At 67.8% G+C, this 16,434-nt stretch carries 15 protein-coding genes; 7 read left to right on the top strand and 8 right to left on the bottom strand.

Going from position 1 to position 16,434, the window contains the following annotated elements; genetic code table 11:
* Window positions 1-21 precede the first annotated feature (21 nt).
* Genes E3T55_RS00755 through E3T55_RS00745 form a run of 3 tightly spaced genes read left to right on the top strand, consistent with a single transcriptional unit; the run spans window position 22 to window position 2,631 of the window.
* Window positions 22-1,188: an acyl-CoA dehydrogenase family protein gene (locus E3T55_RS00755; protein ID WP_134517677.1), complete on the top strand. Its 1,167-nt coding sequence runs from the start codon at window positions 22-24 to the stop codon at window positions 1,186-1,188.
* Between the two features lie 9 nt (window positions 1,189-1,197).
* On the top strand, window positions 1,198-2,175 hold the full coding sequence (locus E3T55_RS00750; RefSeq protein ID WP_134517676.1) for a Bug family tripartite tricarboxylate transporter substrate binding protein: 978 nt from the start codon (window positions 1,198-1,200) through the stop codon (window positions 2,173-2,175).
* Window positions 2,176-2,178: 3 nt separating this feature from the next.
* The gene (locus E3T55_RS00745; RefSeq protein ID WP_134517675.1) at window positions 2,179-2,631 is read left to right on the top strand and encodes a MaoC family dehydratase; all 453 of its coding nucleotides are present in this window, start codon (window positions 2,179-2,181) and stop codon (window positions 2,629-2,631) included.
* An 11-nt stretch (window positions 2,632-2,642) separates the two neighbouring features.
* Here the strand turns inward: E3T55_RS00745 and E3T55_RS00740 are convergent, their stop codons facing one another.
* Window positions 2,643-4,304, bottom strand: coding sequence for an MDR family MFS transporter (locus E3T55_RS00740; RefSeq protein ID WP_134517674.1), 1,662 nt, complete (start codon window positions 4,302-4,304; stop codon window positions 2,643-2,645).
* Window positions 4,301-4,960 (bottom strand): TetR/AcrR family transcriptional regulator, encoded by a 660-nt coding sequence (locus E3T55_RS00735; protein ID WP_134517673.1) that lies wholly within the window; start codon window positions 4,958-4,960, stop codon window positions 4,301-4,303. Before E3T55_RS00735 ends, E3T55_RS00740 begins: the two co-directional genes overlap by 4 nt.
* Before the next feature lie 190 nt (window positions 4,961-5,150).
* On the opposite strand from E3T55_RS00735, the gene E3T55_RS00730 reads away from it, so the two are divergent.
* Entirely contained in the window at window positions 5,151-5,612 is a 462-nt protein-coding gene (locus tag E3T55_RS00730; protein ID WP_134517672.1) for a DUF3817 domain-containing protein, read from the top strand.
* 139 nt (window positions 5,613-5,751) lie between these two features.
* Here E3T55_RS00730 and E3T55_RS00725 read toward each other — a convergent pair whose 3' ends face one another.
* Together E3T55_RS00725 and E3T55_RS00720 are read right to left on the bottom strand one after the other, a co-directional pair.
* Window positions 5,752-6,579 (bottom strand): phosphonatase-like hydrolase, encoded by an 828-nt coding sequence (locus E3T55_RS00725; RefSeq protein ID WP_134517671.1) that lies wholly within the window; start codon window positions 6,577-6,579, stop codon window positions 5,752-5,754.
* Window positions 6,576-7,832 (bottom strand): TIGR03364 family FAD-dependent oxidoreductase, encoded by a 1,257-nt coding sequence (locus tag E3T55_RS00720; RefSeq protein ID WP_134517670.1) that lies wholly within the window; start codon window positions 7,830-7,832, stop codon window positions 6,576-6,578. The genes E3T55_RS00725 and E3T55_RS00720 overlap by 4 nt, the downstream gene beginning before the upstream one ends.
* 231 nt (window positions 7,833-8,063) lie before the next feature.
* Between E3T55_RS00720 and E3T55_RS00715 the strand changes: the two genes are divergently transcribed.
* From E3T55_RS00715 to E3T55_RS00705, 3 genes are all read left to right on the top strand, one after another.
* On the top strand, window positions 8,064-9,668 hold the full coding sequence (locus E3T55_RS00715; protein WP_134517669.1) for an AMP-binding protein: 1,605 nt from the start codon (window positions 8,064-8,066) through the stop codon (window positions 9,666-9,668).
* A 277-nt stretch (window positions 9,669-9,945) separates the two neighbouring features.
* Window positions 9,946-12,252 (top strand): phosphoribosylformylglycinamidine synthase subunit PurL, encoded by a 2,307-nt coding sequence (gene purL, locus E3T55_RS00710; protein WP_134517668.1) that lies wholly within the window; start codon window positions 9,946-9,948, stop codon window positions 12,250-12,252.
* 152 nt (window positions 12,253-12,404) lie between these two features.
* A complete protein-coding gene (locus E3T55_RS00705; protein WP_134517667.1) occupies window positions 12,405-13,340 on the top strand; it encodes a hypothetical protein in 936 nt (311 codons plus the stop codon).
* Window positions 13,341-13,410: 70 nt separating this feature from the next.
* Here the strand turns inward: E3T55_RS00705 and E3T55_RS00700 are convergent, their stop codons facing one another.
* The 4 genes from E3T55_RS00700 to E3T55_RS00685 are packed head-to-tail and all read right to left on the bottom strand — an operon-like array spanning window position 13,411 to window position 16,292.
* Window positions 13,411-14,319, bottom strand: coding sequence for an SDR family NAD(P)-dependent oxidoreductase (locus E3T55_RS00700; protein WP_134517666.1), 909 nt, complete (start codon window positions 14,317-14,319; stop codon window positions 13,411-13,413).
* A gap of 21 nt (window positions 14,320-14,340) precedes the next feature.
* Complete coding sequence (locus E3T55_RS00695; protein WP_134517665.1) at window positions 14,341-14,679, bottom strand: chorismate mutase; 339 nt, start codon at window positions 14,677-14,679, stop codon at window positions 14,341-14,343.
* Window positions 14,651-15,700, bottom strand: a complete 1,050-nt coding sequence (locus E3T55_RS00690; protein ID WP_478213434.1) for a DMT family transporter — start codon at window positions 15,698-15,700, stop codon at window positions 14,651-14,653. Before E3T55_RS00690 ends, E3T55_RS00695 begins: the two co-directional genes overlap by 29 nt.
* On the bottom strand, window positions 15,657-16,292 hold the full coding sequence (locus E3T55_RS00685; RefSeq protein WP_134517663.1) for a GNAT family N-acetyltransferase: 636 nt from the start codon (window positions 16,290-16,292) through the stop codon (window positions 15,657-15,659). Before E3T55_RS00685 ends, E3T55_RS00690 begins: the two co-directional genes overlap by 44 nt.
* Between the last annotated feature and the right edge of the window lie 142 nt (window positions 16,293-16,434).

Genomic DNA, 16,434 nt, shown 5'->3' with positions numbered 1-16,434 from the left:
CTCGGCAAAGGAGCCACTCATATGCCCGCGACCACTTCGGATATCCTCCACCTTGACGGGCTGTTGAGCACAGCAGAAATCGAACTGCGCGACCGGGTTCGCGCCTTCGTGCGGGACAGCATCAGGCCGTACATCAAGGATTGGTACGAAGCGGCGCATTTTCCGCTCGAGATCGTGCAGCAGATGGGCGCCCTCGGACTTCTCGGCATGCATCTCACGGGCTACGGGTGCCCCGGCCGATCGAGCGTGGAATACGGTCTCGCCGCGATGGAACTCGAAGCCGGAGACTCCGGTCTGCGCACCTTCGTGAGCGTGCAGGGCTCGCTCGCCATGAGCAGCATCCACAAGTGGGGTTCCGAAGAGCAGAAGAATCGGTACCTGCCCGAGATGGCGGCCGGCCGGCTGATCGGATGCTTCGGACTCACCGAACCGACCGCGGGCTCCGATCCGTCGAGCATGGCGACGACCGCCCGCCGTGATGAAAACGGGGGCTGGATTCTTGACGGATCGAAGCGGTGGATCGGCCTCGCATCCGTTGCCCAAATCGCGATCATCTGGGCCATGACCGACGAGGGCGTGCGCGGTTTCATCGTACCCACCGACACCCGCGGGTTCACGGCGACACCGATCGAAGCGAAACTCTCGATGCGTGCCTCCATCCAGTGCGACATCCTGCTGGAAAACGTTCGACTGCCTGAGACCGCGCTGCTGCCCGGCGCGCGGGGGCTGCGGGGTCCGTTCGCGTGTCTGAACGAGGCCCGCTATGGCATCATCTGGGGCGCGATGGGAGCCGCCCGGGACAGCTACGAGGTCGCTCTGGCATATTCTCTCGACCGCATGCAGTTCGATAAGCCCCTCGCGGCGTACCAGATCACGCAGCTCAAGCTCGTGAACATGCTTCTCGAGATCCAGAAGGGTACGCTGCTCGCCATCCACACCGGTCGCCTGAAAGACGCCGGGGTGCTCGAGCCCGTGCAGATTTCGCTCGGCAAGCTCAACAACGTGCGGGAGGCCCTCGAGATTTGCCGGGAGGCCCGATCCATTCTCGGCGGCAACGGCATCACCCTGGACTATTCACCGCTGCGGCACGCGAACAACCTGGAGTCCGTGCGCACCTACGAGGGCACCGACGAGGTGCACACCCTCATCCTCGGCAGCCACATCACCGGCATTCCGGCATTCCGGTAGGCGGTCATCATGAACAAGTCCCACAGATACCTTCTGCCGCCTGCCGTCATCGCTCTCTCCGTCGCTCTGGCCGGGTGCCAGTCCGGCCCGACCGGCGGCGACGAGACCTACCCGTCCAAGCCCGTCACGGTGCTCATGCCGTACGCGGCCGGTGGTCCGTCCGATCTCACCGCCCGGTCGATCTCGTCCTGCCTCGGCGAGCGTCTCGGCCAGACCTTCGTGGTGCAGAACAAGGCGGGAGGCAGCGGGGCGGTGGCCATGCAGGAACTCGCGAGCGCGAAGCCCGACGGCTACACCCTCGGCCTGGGCACCGCGGGAACGCTCGTCATGACCCCGATGGTGAACTCCCTGGCCTATTCTCTTGACGACTTCACCCCGATCGGAGTGATGGCCGAGAACCCCACCCTCATCGTCGTCGGTGACGATTCCCCCTACGAGAACGCGGAAGCGTTCTTCGCGGCGGCCGAGAAACGCCCCGGTACCCTCACGATGGGTGTTCCCGGAGCAACGAGCCCGGCCGCGATCGAACTCAGGCGCCTCAAGGACCAGTACGACGTCGAGGTCGTGGCGGTGCCCGCAGCGGGAAATGCCGAGATGACCACGAACCTGCTCGGTGGTCACGTCGATGCGCTCTTCATCAACGATCACCCCGACGTCATCTCCCGCATCGATGAGGGCTCGTTTCGGGCGCTGGCCGCGACGACGCCCGAACGGCTGCCGTGGCTGCCGGAGTTGCCGACGCTGGCGGAACTCGGCTTCACCGATCTCGTGGACGCGACATCGGTCTTTGGACTTTTCGGCCCGCACGATCTGCCGACACCCCTGGCGAACGCGCTCGAAGGCGCCCTCGAGACGTGTCTGACCGACCCCACGGTGCTCGAGCAGCTCGGGGAGAACCTCGTACCCGCCGAGTTTCAGGGCGGCACGGCCCTCGGTGAGAGCCTCGCCGAGATACAGGCCCTGTACCGGCCGATCCTGGAGGGCTGAGGCGTGCGCGAAATCCAGGGCGTCACCGAGCTGTCGGCACTCGTGGGTGAGGAGCTCGGCGTGAGCGAGTGGCACACCGTCACGCAGGACCAGGTGCAGGCCTTTGCCGATTCGACGGGCGACCAGCAGTGGATCCACGTCGACCCCGTCGCCGCCGCCGCCGGGCCCTTTGGCCGCACGGTGGCCCACGGGTACCTCACCCTGTCGATGATCCCGTTCCTGACCAAGCAGGTCTACCGCGTCAATGGGCTGCGGATGGTCGTGAACTACGGATTGAACAGGGTCAGGTTTCCGAGCCCCGTGCCGGTTGGCTCGCGAGTGCGCGACCATCTGACGCTGCTGTCGGTGACGGAATCGGAGCGCGGTCACCAGGCCGTCGTCCGCCACGACATCGAGCTCGATGGAGCGAAGCGGCCCGCGTGCGTGGCCGAAACGGTCTCACTACTGGTCGAATAGCGTTGGCCGAGCTACCGGGCCACGGGGGCATCCGTCGCCTGATCGGTGCTCGTCTGATTGGTGGCGGCGAGGCGCGCGCTCGTGAGGTGCACCGTGTTGCCGCCGTCGATCTCGAGGCTCTCGGGAAGGATGTCCCGCTCGATCGTGGTGGCGAGCGGCTTCTCGGTGACGAAGCACAGCAGGATGACGGCGACGACGACCAGCGGAACCATATAGAGGAACACCGGGGTGAGGGCATCGTTGTAACCGCTGATGATGATCTGGCGGGCGGCCTCCGGCAGGTCGCGCACCATCGCGGGGGTGAACGAGTTGGCCTCGCCGGCACCGGATGCTCCGGCGGGCATACGTTCGGTGAGCAGCTCGGTCAGCCGGGCCGCGAACAGGCTGCCGACCACGGCGGAGCCGATCGAGGCGCCGATCTGGCGGAAGTAGTTGTTCGACGCGGTGGCGGTGCCGACCTCGGAGTTCGGAAAGCTGTTCTGCACGATCAAAATGAGAATCTGCATGCTGAGGCCGAGCCCGAGGCCCATGAGGGCGAGGTAGCTGCAGAGGATCCAGACGGCCAGGGTCGGCGTCATGGTCGAGAGCAGCACGAGAGCGACACCGACAATGACCGTGCCGGCAATCGGCATCCACTTGTAACGGCCGAATTTCGACACCAGCCAGCCGGAGCCGATCGAGCTGATCAGCAGCGCGGCCATCATCGGAATCATCAGAAACCCGGCCTCGGTGGCGTTCGCGCCGGTCACCATCTGCAGATAGGTCGGCAGGTAGGCGAGGGCCCCGAACATCGCGATGCCGGTGATGAGGCCGGCGATGGTCGTGAGGTTGAAGTTGCGGTCGCGAAACAGATGCAGGGGCATGATCGGTTCGGGCGCCCGACGCTCGACCATGACGAAGGCCGCGGCGGCGACGATGGTGACGACGATCAGGGCGATGATCAGCAGCGAATCCCAGGCGTAGGTGGTGCCGCCCCAGGTCGTGGTGAGCACCAGACCGGTCGAGGCGAGGGCGAGCAGGCCCATGCCGGCGACGTCGAGTCGGGGCTTGGCGTGGTCGACCTTCGGCAGGCGCAGAACGAAGACCGCGGTGACGATGGCGAGGGCACCGAGGGGGATGTTCATCCAGAACGCCCAGCGCCAGCCGATGCCCTCGGTGAACCAGCCGCCGAGCAGCGGGCCGGCCACCGACGACAGCGCGAACACGCCGCCCATGATGCCCATGTACTTGCCGCGTTCCCGGGCGGGAACGACGTCGGCGATGATCGCCTGCGAGAGAATCATCAGGCCGCCGCCGCCGAGGCCCTGCACCGCACGCCCGACGATCAGCCAGGTCATGTCGGGGGCGAGGCCGCCGATGATCGAGCCGAGAATGAAGATGCTGATCGCGCCGATGAACAGGCCTTTACGGCCGATGAGGTCACCGAGCTTGCCGTAGACGGGCAGCATGATCGTCGACGCGAGAATGTACGCGGTCGTCACCCAGAGCATGTGGTCGACGCCGTTGAGCTCGCCCACGATCGTGGGCAGGGCGGTGCTGAAGATGGTCTGGTCGAGCGAGGCGAGCAGCATGGTGACCATGAGGCCGGCGAATACGAGCAGGATGCCGCGCTTGGCTCCCGGGTCGACGGCCGCGGCAGCAGGGGCCGCATCCCGGTTGAGTGTGGTGGTCATGAAAGTTTGTCTAGTACCTCTCTGGCGAGCGAGATTGCTCGGAATTCAAGTCGGTGGCTGGTGCTCGCGGTGTCGAAGCGCGCGCTGACGGCGGCGGCATCCGCGGCCCATTCCTTCACGGCGGCGCGCACGGCGCCGCCGCAGAGCGAGAGCACGACGTCGGCGGATGCCGCCCGGTCGGCCTCGTTCTGGCCGGCGTACCGCGGGTCCCGGGCGAGCAGAACCTGCACGGCCTCGGTCAGCTGCGCCGCGAGCTGGGTGAACTGGGCGAGCTGGCCGGCGAGCAGGTGCGGGTGGCGCCGCACTATTTCCATCCGGTCTTCTTTGATGGTGGAGCGGGTGAGCGGGGCACCCATTACGTCGAGGATCAGGTGCACCACCGCGTCGACGAGACCGTCGGCGGCGGCGCGGTCGATGGTGTCGGCGAGCAGGCCCGCGGTGATGTCGATCTCGCGCAGGCCGAGGATGGCGCTGTCTTTGCTGTCGAAATAGTTGAAGAAGGTGCGCGGCGACACGTCGGCGAGGTCGCTGATGGCGTCAACGGTGGTCTGCTCGAGGCCGTCGCGCAGCACGAGCGTGACGGCGGCCTCTTCGAGCCGGGCGCGCGTTTCGAGGCGCTTGCGGTCGCGCAGGCCGAGACTGGGATCGGTGATCATGCTGTAATTCTTGCAATCACTGCGTAATTGCGCAACTGCAACTTTGCGTTGCCGCAAGTTTCTCGGCAAACCCGAAGCCGCCCGCGCCGCGAGAGCGGCTGAATCGTCGGTCAGCCGCGGCCAGAACGACGATTCACCCGCTCTCGCGGGACGGGGACTTGCTCAGGTGAGGCTGCGACGATGAGTCATCATGACCCCACGCCTGCTGTTTCGTTCCGTCGCCATTGCCGAAGCCGTCACCTGGGCGCTGTTGATCGCCGGAATGCTCGGCAAATACGTGCTGCAGGTCGGCGAGCTGGGAGTGCAGGTCGGCGGGTTTCTGCACGGCCTCGTCTTCATCGCCTTCGGCATGACGGCCCTGCTGGTGGGCGTCAACCAGCACTGGGGCCCGAAGCTCACCGCGATTGCCATGGTCACCGCGATCGTTCCGTTCGGCACGATCCCCCTCGACCGCGGGCTCGAAAAGAACGGCCTGCTCGACGGCGCCTGGCGCCGTGCACGCACCGACGATCCCCGCGATCACACCCGGGTCAGTGGCCTGCTGCGCTGGATGCTCGCGCGCCCCGTGCTGTTCACGACAGTACTGGTGCTCGGACTGATCTCCGTGATGACCGTGCTGATGACCGCCGGGCCGCCCGGCGGCGCCAGCTGAGCGCATCCGTCGCTTCTCGCGGCACTGCTCGCCTCGATCGCGCGCGCTCACGGCACTCATCCGCGCTCGTGGCACTCGTTACAACGAGTGCCGCGACGCCTAACGAGTGCCGCGACGCGAACCGCGTCGCCGAGTGAGGTTAGTCCTCGTCGCCGTCGCGCAGGCCGAGCATCTCGGCGAGGTCGGCGATGCTGTCGATGATCACGTCGGCACCCGCGTCTTCGAGGGTCTCTTCGTCGTGGGTGCCGCTCAGCACCCCGACGACCAGGCCGGCGCCCGCGTTGACGCCGGCGAGCATGTCGCTCGCGGTGTCACCGACGACGACCATGCCGGCGACGCTCGTGGCCCCGGTGCGCAGGAGGGCCGTGAGGTTGAGGTCGGGAAAGGGCCGGCCGCGGCCGGCCTCGCCGGGGCAGAGGGTGAGGTCGATCAGGTCGGCCCAGCCGAGCGCGTCGAGCAGGGCGTCCTGGGTGGCGCGCGAGAACCCCGTGGTCAGCGCAATCTTCACGCCGTAGTCGCGCAGCTCGCGAAAGAGCTCTTCGGCGCCCTCGATTCCCGTCACTCCTGCCTCGACGACGAGGTCGAGATAGGCCGCCTCGAAGGCCAAATTCGCGGCGGCGGCGTCGTCTTCGCTCTCGGTCAGGGCGCGGAAGACCTGAATCTTGGACTGCCCCATGGTCTCGCGCACGTAGTCGAGCGCGGCCTCGAGGGCGTCATCTGTCGTGGCGAGACCCACGGCGCGCGCGGCAACAACAAAGGCCCGCTCGACGAGCCCGTCGTCGCGCACGGTCGTGCCCGCCATGTCGAGCACGACAAGTTCGACGTCGAGCTCCTCGAAGTCGTCGTCGTATTCTTCGGACTCGTACTGCTCGGTCTCGTGCTGCCCGGCGTCGTGCTGCCCGGCGTCGTGCTGCTCGGCGTCGATGTCGGTGGCGTCGGCGATAAAGGTTCCGTCACTGATGGTCATGGTGTGCCTTTCGTGGGAGGTGTGAGGAGAGGTTCGGAACTGGCAGATTCGTACAATCCGGCAATGACACTCTCGGCGAGTCCGAGACCGGTCGTCATGCCGATGCCGGTCGTCGCGGCGACGAGGTGCACGCCCGGTTCCGGCTGGTCGATGAGAAAGTCATCCGGCCCGGACGCATAGACGCCCTGCCAGCGTTCGATGACGCGCGGCCGCGGCACCGCAAACAGCTCGGCGGTCAGGTCGAGCAGCGCGTCGAACGCCCCCTCGGCCTGAAAGGGCGCCACGGCATCGCCGCGATAGTGGGTGTCGCCCACGATCAGGCTGCCGTCGGGCAGTTGCGTGTACATCTGATTCAGATCCAGCGCGGCGAGCGAGGGATGCTCCCGGTGCAGTCGGTCGCGCAGCGCCGCCGCCGAGGGCGCCGCGGCAAAGGCGGCGTAGCGCAGCAGCGACCAGCCGGTCAGCAGCGGGGCACCCAGCGGCGCCGCGAGGCCCGCATCGACGCGCAGCATGTCGAGTCCGCAGCGGCGAATGCCGACCCGCTCGGCCACCTCGGGAAAGAGCTGGTCGATGTCGTGGTTGACCGCCACGATGACCGTGCCGGCATCGATGCGGCCACGGGTCGTCTCGACCGCGCCGCCCCGCACCGAGGTGACCGCGGTGCGGTAGCGAAACTCCACGCCGCGGCCCGCGAGGTAGCCGGCGAGGGCCGCGCCGGCCTGCCGCGGGTTGACCTGCAGGTCGGCGGGCAGAAAGGCGCCGCCGACCGCAATGCCGCGGGCCACCGGGGTGCGTGCCTCGAGCTCGGCGGCGTCGAGCATCTCGATTTCGGGGCCCGGCGCACGACCACCAGCGAGGTCCCCGCCGAAGACCGCGGCCCCACCGCGTTCCGCGGCGATTTCGGCGAGCACTCGCAACTCGTCGGCGTGCCGGGCGACGACCACGGTGCCGCATTCGCGCAGCCAGATGTCGGCATCCGTCGCCAGGCGCAGCCAGAGCGGCCGCGACCGCGCCGCGAACTCGCGTGCGAGTCCGGCCTGCGGGGTGAAGCAGAGGTGTCCGAAATTGCGAACGGATGCCCCGGCGAGCGTCGCCGCCCGGTCGACGACCACGACGCTGAGCCCGCGGTCGATGGCGGCGAGCGCGTGCCCGAGGCCGACGATGCCGGAGCCGACGACCACGACGTCGAACGCGGTCGCACCGCCGGTCGCACCGCCGGTCGCACCGCCGGTCGCACTGCCGGTCGCACTCATCGGAGCGCCCGGCGCCTGCACGGGCCACGGGTGTCAATGACCTGCACGGTAACGACCTTTCGTTGTGCCCGGTCGTGGACGCGGACGCCTATCAGGGTAGGGGCCCGGCGGGAACGAGAGCCCCCCTTCGGGTGTACTGCGGGTAAACACCGAAGCTGCTGTGACGGTCAGGACCGTCGGGTAGTGTGTGCTCACGCCCCGAAGCGTGACCGAAATCAAAGGAGATTTTGCGTGTTCACCAGCCCGTATCCCCCCGTCGACATTCCCGACGTCAGCATTTACGACTACCTCTTCGGCGACCTGCTCACATCAGACACCGGCCCGTCGGACCTCGACCGGGTCGCGGTCGTCGACGGCGCCACCGGCGCGGCCATGACCTACGGAACCCTGGTCGACCAGATCAACCGCGTCGCGGGCGCCTTCGCCGCCCACGGAGCCGGCCCCGGTACCGTCGTGGCCCTGCTGTGCCCGAACATTCCGGCCTTCACGAGCGTCTTCCACGGCCTGCTGCGCGCCGGTATCACCGTCACGACCATCAACTCCCTCTACACGGCCGGTGAAATCCAGCGCCAGCTCGCCGATGCCGGCGCCACCTGGCTGGTGACCGTGTCGCCGCTGCTGGCCGGAGCCCGCGAGGCCGCCCAGACGGTGGGTTTCGACGACACCCACCTGATCGTGCTCGACGGGGCCGTCGGGCATCCGTCGCTCGCCGACCTGTTGCTCGCGGAGCCGCTCGTCGACGCGCCCTCGATCGACCCGGCGACGCATGTCGCGGTGCTGCCGTATTCCTCGGGCACTACCGGGCGACCCAAGGGCGTCATGCTCAGCCACCGCAACCTCGTCGCCAACGTGCAGCAGGCCCGCGGCCTGATCAACGTCGTGCCCGACGACCGTGTGCTCGCCCTGCTGCCGTTTTTTCATATCTACGGCATGACCGTGTTGCTCAACCTCGCCTTCAAGCAGCGCGCGAGCCTCGTGACCATGGCGAAGTTCGACCTGACCGAGTTTCTGCGCATCATTCAGGACGAACGCTGCTCCTACGTCTTCATCGCGCCACCGGTCGCTGTGGCCCTCGCGAAGCATCCGCTCGTGGCCGACTATGACCTCTCGAGCGTGCACACCATCCTCTCGGGCGCGGCTCCCCTCGATGGAGCCCTCGCCGCGGCCGTCGCCGAACGCCTCGGCTGTCGCATGCTGCAGGGCTATGGCATGACCGAGGCGAGCCCGGTCTCGCACCTGATTCCCCGCGATGCCCCCGAAATCTCCCGAGATTCCGTGGGAGTGACCATTCCGAATATGGAATGTAAGCTCGTGTCCCTCGACACCGGGGCAGAGATCCCCCTGCCGAAAACGGGTGTCAGCGACCCGGGCGAGCTGCTGGTGCGCGGCCCGAACGTGATGCTCGGCTATCTGAACAACGACGAGGCCACCCGCGAGACCATCGATTCCGACGGCTTTCTGCACACCGGCGACGTGGCGACGGTCAGCGCCGCGGGCGTGGTGAAGATCGTCGACCGCAGCAAGGAGCTCATCAAGTACAAGGGCTACCAGATCGCGCCGGCCGAACTCGAAGCGCTGCTGCTCACCCATCCGCACGTCAACGATGCCGCCGTCATCGGAGTCAACGACGACGACGGCCAGGAGATTCCGAAGGCCTACATCGTGGCGGTGACGGATGCCGGCATCACCGCCGAGGTCGTCATCGCCTGGGTCGCCGAACGGGTCGCACCGCACAAGAAGGTGCGCGTCGTCGAGTTCATCGACGCCATCCCCAAGTCGGCCTCGGGCAAGATCCTGCGCAAGGACCTGCGCGCCCGGGATACGCTCAGTTCCTGACCCGCGCGCGCAGAGTCGGCTCCCCTCCTGGCCGCCCAGCCGGGTCCCCGGGCCGCCGGATGGCCGGGTGGCCGGATGGCCGGGTGGCGAATTCAGGAAATCCTCGACCGCCGCGCGCCGCGGCCACGAACCAGTGCGGCAGTTCCGGGGCGGCCCCCTCCGATTTCCTGAATTCGCCCCCGGCACCAGCCGGAGCCGGGGCAGACCACCGGACGAGGGAGGGGTGACAGGTAGACTGGGCGGGTCAAGCATCCGCTATACCTCGGGAGAACGCCACGTGACCGCTGTTTCCACCACACCCTCCCGCGGCATCGCGGACACCGTCTCGAATGCCGCCGCGACGCCCGAGAAAGAGCAGCCCTACGGCGCTCTCGGGCTCAAGGCCGATGAGTACGCGCAGATCCGCGAGATTCTGGGCCGCCGCCCCACCAGCGGCGAGCTCGCCATGTACTCCGTCATGTGGAGCGAGCACTGCTCCTACAAGAGCTCGAAGATGTACCTGCGCCAGTTCGGCGACAAGATCACCCCCGCCATGAAGAAGAACCTCATGGTCGGCATGGGCGAGAACGCCGGCGTGCTCGACGTCGGTGAGGGCTGGGCCGTCACCTTCAAGATCGAATCGCACAACCACCCCTCCTACATCGAACCGTTCCAGGGTGCCGCGACCGGCGTCGGCGGCATCGTGCGCGACATCATCTCGATGGGCGCCCGCCCGGTCGCCGTCATGGACGCCCTGCGCTTCGGCGACATCAACGACCCCGACACCGCCCGCGTCGTGCACGGCGCCGTCAGCGGCATCAGCTTCTACGGCAACTGCCTCGGCCTGCCCAACATCGGCGGCGAGACCTACTTCGACGCCGTGTACCAGGGCAACCCCCTCGTCAACGCTCTCTCGGTAGGCGTCATGCGCCACGAAGACCTGCACCTGGCCAACGCCCGCGGCGTGGGCAACAAGGTCGTGCTGTTCGGCGCCCGCACCGGCGGCGACGGCATCGGCGGCGCCTCGATTCTCGCCTCCGACACCTTCAGCGCCGGCGGCCCCACCAAGCGTCCCGCCGTGCAGGTCGGCGACCCCTTCGCCGAGAAGGTGCTCATCGAGTGCTGCCTCGAACTGTTCCAGGGCAAGCTCGTCGAGGGCATCCAGGACCTCGGCGCGGCCGGCATCAGCTGCGCGACGAGCGAACTGGCGTCGAACGGCGACGGCGGCATGTACATCCAGCTCGAAAACGTGCTGCTGCGCGACCCGACCCTTACGGCCGAAGAAATCCTGATGAGCGAAAGCCAGGAGCGGATGATGGCGGTCGTCACCCCCGAGAAGCTCGCGGGCTTCCTCGCGGTCACCGACAAGTGGGACGTGGAGACGAGCGTACTCGGCGAGGTCACCGACTCCGGTCGCCTCATCATCGACTGGAACGGCGAAGAGATCGTCAACGTCGACCCGCGCACCGTCGCGATCGACGGCCCGGTCTACGAGCGCCCGGTCGCCTACCCGACCTGGATCGACGCCCTGCAGGCCGACACCGCCTCCGTACTCCCCCGCGCGCTCGACGGCGACACCCTGCGCGCCCAGTTCCTCGACCTGCTCGGCTCGCCGAACCTCGCCGACCCGAGCTGGATCACCGACCAGTACGACCACTACGTCGGCGGCAACACGGCCCTCGCCTTTCCCGACGACGGCGGCATGATCCGTGTCGACGAAGAGTCCGGCCTCGGCTTCGCGATCGCGACCGACGCCAACGGCCGTTACTGCCAGCTCGACCCCTACGTCGGCGCCCAGCTCGCCCTCGCCGAGGCCTACCGCAACGTGGCCGCGACCGGCGCGGTGCCGGTCGGCATCAGCGACTGCCTCAACTTCGGCTCCCCCGAGAACCCCGAGGTCATGTGGCAGTTCCGTGAGGCCGTCACCGCCCTCGCCGACGGATGCCTCGAAATGGAAATCCCGGTCACCGGCGGCAACGTGTCGTTCTACAACCAGACCGGCACCCAGCCTATTCACCCGACCCCGGTCGTGGCCGTGCTCGGCGTGATCGACGACGTCGGCCGCCGCACCCCGAGCGGCTGGCAGGACGACGGACACAACATCTACCTGCTCGGCACCACCGCCGAAGAGCTCGACGGTTCGGCCTGGGCCGGCGTCGTGCACGACCACCTCGGCGGCCGCCCGCCGGCCGTCGACCTCAAGCGTGAGGTCGCCCTCGGCGGTCTGCTGCACGCCGCGTCGAAGGAAGCCCTCGTCGACAGCGCCCACGACCTCAGCGAGGGCGGGCTCGCCCAGGCCCTCGCCGAAGCCGTCATGCGCTTCGGTGTCGGCGCGCGGGTCTGGCTGAGCGAGATCTGCGAGCGTGACGGCGTGGACGCATCCGTCGCCCTGTTCAGCGAATCGGCCGGCCGCGTCATCGTGAGCGTGCCGCGCGAAGACGACGTGAAGTTCCTCGGCCTCTGCAAGGGTCGCGAGTACCCGGTGCTGCGCATCGGCGTGACGGATGCCACCCTGCACGCCCTCGAGATTCAGGACGTGTTCTCGGTCACTCTGGCCGACCTGCAGTCGCGACACCGCTCGACCCTGCCGGCCGCCTTCGCCTAGCCCGCGCAGCTCACGCTCCCCCTCCCACGAGAGCGGGCGATTCGTCGCTTAGACACCGTCTAACCGACGTTTCACCCGCTCTCGCGGCGCGATGCGGTGCTAAACCTGTGCAGAAGTCTGCGGGGCTGCCCGAATCGCTGCATCATCAGTGCATGAAACGGGCCGCGCAGCTACCACCGGGGATCGCCGGGCGAGCCTTCACCTCCGCCGAGGCCGCCGCGGCCGGTCTACGCCCCGGACGGCTGCGCCGCTCCGACCTCGACAGCCCGTTCCGCGGCATCTATGCCGCGCCGCGCACCCTGGTCTCTGCCGAATCGCTCGTTCTGGCCTACGCGCTGCGGATGTCGCCCGACCACTTCTACAGCCACGTCACGGCGGCGCTGATCTACGGCCTTCCCCTGCCGGCCCATCTACAGCGGTCCATGACCCTGCACGTGTCGACCGAGACTCCCGCGGTGCGCCACGGCAGCACGGGAGTCATCGGCCACCACGTGAAGCGAGGAACGGTGCGGGTGGTCGATGCCTATGGCCTGCGGGTGAGCAGCCCGGTCGATACCTGGTGTCAGCTCGCCACCGTGCTGAGCCTCGACGATCTCATTCGGGTCGGCGATGCGCTCGTGCGCCGCAAGAATCCATTCGCGACCCTCGCCGGCCTCAGGGCGGGCGCCGTTCGGTACGCGGGCAAGCGCGGCGCCAAGGCACTGCGGCAGGCCCTGCTGTGGATTCGCCCGGGCGTCGATTCGCCCACAGAGACCGACGTGCGCCTCCTGCTCGTGCGGGCGGGGTTGCCGGAACCCGAGGTGAACGGCGAGATCACCGACGGCTGGGGGGTCTGCATCGCCCACGGCGACCTCGTCTATCGTGATTTTCGAGTGCTCGTGGAGTATGACGACGGCCAGCATCGTACCAACGAGAGCCAGTACAACAGCGACGTAAACGGTCTCGACGCCATCATCGAGGAGCGCTGGCGGGTGCTGCGCATCAACAAGTCCTACTCCTCGCCCGTCATCGTGCGCCGGGTCGAAACCGCTCTCCGAGCCGCCGGCTGGCGTCCCGACCAGTGCGCCCCACCCCGCGAGAGCGGGTGAGTTGGCGGTCTGAGACAGCCATACCGACGGCTCACCCGCTTTCGCGAACACGGGGCGGGGCGACACGGGGCTAGGCGAGCAGCGTCTCGGTGCGTTCCCTCAAAAGCGCGGCAATGCCGGGGTCGCGCGAGGTACGGGTGGCGGGCTGCCGTATCGGAGCGCCCCGCACCAGAAAACGAGGTCCCACATAGGCCCCGCCGGGCAGGGATTCATCGAGCGCGGCCCGCACAACCGAGTACGCCCCCTGATGCTTGCCCTGCGCGCCGAGCACCCGCTGCAGCCCGTCGATCACTCGTTTGCCCCCGGTCACGTCGTTCACGCCACGAATGCGCGGGGTCAGCCCCGAAATGGAGTATCCGGGATGCGCGACGAGCGAACGCACCTGTGAGCCGCGCGACCGCAGCCGGCGATCCAGATCGAAACCCAGCACCTGAGACGCGATCTTGGACTGCGCGTACGCCTTCCAGCCGCTGTACGTCGTCTCGAGCTGCAAGTCATCGAGGGACGAGTCCATCATCCGAGAGATCAACGAGCCGAGCGACACGATCCGGCTGCCCGGCGTGCGGTCGAGCACCGGCAGCACCGCGTCAACCAGAGCCGCATGGCCGAGGTAGTTCGTGGCGAAGACGAGTTCGTTGCCGTCGAGGCTCACGCTGCGGTCCGTCGGCGGGTGCACGATCCCGGCATTCAGAATGAGGCCGTCCAGGCGAGGGAGGGCCAGCATCCGCTCTGCTGCTGCGGCAACCGACCTCAGGTCGGCGACATCGATCGTGAGCGTCGAGACGGATGCCCCTGGCACCCGTTCCCGAATGCGGGTCGCCGCGTTCTGTGCCCGCGCTTCGTTGCGGCAGGCGAGGATGAGGTCTGCGCCGGCGGAGGCCAGTTGCTCACTGGTGAAGTAGCCCAGGCCCGCGTTGGCACCGGTGACCACGAAGGTTCTGCCGTGCTGCGCGGGCAGCCGCCGCGGATTCCAGCCCATGATCGGCCCTCGTTACCGCGCTTAGGCGCCGGATGCGGCCTGGCCGCCGGCGATCTGCACGTGGTGGTGGATGACCTCGGCGATGACGAAGTTCAAGAACTTCTCGGCGAAGGCGGGGTCGAGGTGGGCCTCGACGGCCAGGCCGCGCAGCCGTTCGATTTGCATCAGTTCCCTGGCCGGATCGGCGGGAGGCAGCCCGTGTGCCGCCTTCAGCCGGCCGACACCCTGGGTGAACTTGAACCGCTCCGCGAGCAGGTGGATCAGCGCGGCATCGATATTGTCGATGCTTTCGCGGATGCTGTGCAGCTGGTCAATCGCGTCCTGCCCCGCGTCAGCGGGCAACTCTTCCTGTACGGCCATGCTTCGACGATAATGCATCGCCGCCGGGCGCCGTGCCGGTCGGGCCTGTGCGCAGCCGGCGTCGGGAACGGCGCTGGGTCAGCAGGATGCCGCCGAGCACGAGTGCCGCGCCGGCCGGTTCGTGCCAGGAGAACGTTTCGGCGAGCACCAGCACTCCGAGGCTGACGCCGACGACGGGCGTCACGTAGGTGACCGTCGACGTGGTGGTGGGCCCCCAGGCCCGCAACACGTTGATGTGCCAGATGTAGGCGAGCCCGGTACCGAGAGCCCCGAGGGTGACCAGGCAGAGCACGATCGGAACCGTCAGTTCAACCGGCTGCCAGGCGAGCACCGGGGTCAGCGCGAGCATGATCGCCCCGCCAATTCCGATATTCATGAAGGCAAAGGTGGCCCCGGCGATCGGCCGTCCGCTCAGATAGCGGCGGGTGTAGCCGAACGTAAAGCCGTAGCTGAGCGCGGCACCGAGGCACGCCAGCTGGCCCCACAGGTCGCCGGACAGCTCCGAGTACTGCCACGGCGCGATGATGACTATGACTCCGACGATGCCCACAAGCACGCCGAACACCTGCACCCGCGCGAGGCGCTCCACGCGAAAAGCGAGCGTTGCCATGAGCGCGGTCATGATCGGCGTCACCGCGTTGTAGATGCTGGCCAGCCCCGACGACACGTACTGTTCGGCCCAGGCGAAGAGCAGGTGCGGCAGCACGCATCCGGTCACCGCAATGACCAGAAAATGCAGCCAGACGGATGCTTCGCGCGGCAACACGGGCCCTCCGGCCACGCGCGGCCGCGAGACCGCCACAATGAGTCCGAGGGTCAGGCCGCCGAGCACGAGCCTGGACCAGGCCACCTGGCCGAAGCTCACGCCGTCGAGGGCGATCTTCATGAACAGAAAGCTGGCGCCCCAGACGAGTCCCATGCCGAGAAACTGCAGGGCTATCAGGGGTTGCGGGCCGCGCTGCGTACCGGTCGCCGAGTTAGCGGGAGCGATACGACACCGAACGCCCCTGGAACGCGTCAAGGCGCGCCTGTAGGCCGTCGCGCACGGTCGGCCACTCCTCGCGCAGGATCGAGTAGACGGCGGTGTCCCGCCAACTACCGTCGGCGCGCGGGCGGTCACGGCGGTGAACCCCCTCGAAGGTGGCCCCAATGCCGAGGATCGCAGCGCGGGAACGGTCGTTGATGGCATCCGCCTGAATCTTCACTCGACCAAAGCCGTTGTCGAAGGCCGCACCGAGCAGCAGCAGCTTGGTTTCGGCGTTGACGGCGGTGCCCCAGACACGCGGGTCGTACGCGGTCCAGCCCAGGTGGGCCGACTCGTTGGCGAGATCGATGTCGCCGAGAGTGGTGGTGCCCACGAGGTCACCGTCGTTGGGGCCGCCCAGCAGCCGCACCGCATAGGGCATGCCTTCCCACTGAAAGTAGGTGTCTGCCCAGGTGGTAAAACGGTCGACATCGGTGCGCAGCGCCGAGGGGCCGCCACCGTAGCCGTGGGCGAAGACGGCGGGCTTGGCGATGGCCCGGTACAGTTCGGGCATGGCGGCGCTGCCCAGCCGTTGCAGTTGCACGAAGCGTCCACGCAGTGTGGCAGAAGAGGGGCGTTGGGCGTTCACTGCAAAAGTCTATCGCCTCCCCGAGCGCCCTCGCCGGTCAGTTGTTAAACCAAAAAAGGCCACCCCGTGGGGTGGCCTTTCATGTTGTTTCTCAAGTTAAGTCCGGCGGTGTCCTACTCTCCCACAGGGTCCCCCCTGCAGT

The organism is Cryobacterium frigoriphilum, from assembly GCF_004403305.1.
Classification (GTDB): domain Bacteria; phylum Actinomycetota; class Actinomycetes; order Actinomycetales; family Microbacteriaceae; genus Cryobacterium; species Cryobacterium frigoriphilum.
Note: the sequence above shows the minus strand (reverse complement) of the source record. Positions and strands in the feature narration are given on the sequence as shown.

Bases quoted from the DNA above. Each gene is read 5' to 3' on its own strand.
- E3T55_RS00730 (WP_134517672.1), top strand. From the start codon at position 5,151: ATGACCCCACGCCTGCTGTTTCGTTCCGTCGCCATTGCCGAAGCCGTC.
- E3T55_RS00720 (WP_134517670.1), bottom strand. From the start codon at position 7,832: ATGAGTGCGACCGGCAGTGCGACCGGCGGTGCGACCGGCGGTGCGACC.
- E3T55_RS00695 (WP_134517665.1), bottom strand. From the start codon at position 14,679: ATGGCCGTACAGGAAGAGTTGCCCGCTGACGCGGGGCAGGACGCGATT.
- E3T55_RS00700 (WP_134517666.1), bottom strand. From the start codon at position 14,319: ATGGGCTGGAATCCGCGGCGGCTGCCCGCGCAGCACGGCAGAACCTTC.
- E3T55_RS00735 (WP_134517673.1), bottom strand. From the start codon at position 4,960: ATGATCACCGATCCCAGTCTCGGCCTGCGCGACCGCAAGCGCCTCGAA.
- E3T55_RS00725 (WP_134517671.1), bottom strand. From the start codon at position 6,579: ATGACCATCAGTGACGGAACCTTTATCGCCGACGCCACCGACATCGAC.
- E3T55_RS00705 (WP_134517667.1), top strand. From the start codon at position 12,405: ATGAAACGGGCCGCGCAGCTACCACCGGGGATCGCCGGGCGAGCCTTC.
- E3T55_RS00750 (WP_134517676.1), top strand. From the start codon at position 1,198: ATGAACAAGTCCCACAGATACCTTCTGCCGCCTGCCGTCATCGCTCTC.
- E3T55_RS00740 (WP_134517674.1), bottom strand. From the start codon at position 4,304: ATGACCACCACACTCAACCGGGATGCGGCCCCTGCTGCCGCGGCCGTC.
- E3T55_RS00755 (WP_134517677.1), top strand. From the start codon at position 22: ATGCCCGCGACCACTTCGGATATCCTCCACCTTGACGGGCTGTTGAGC.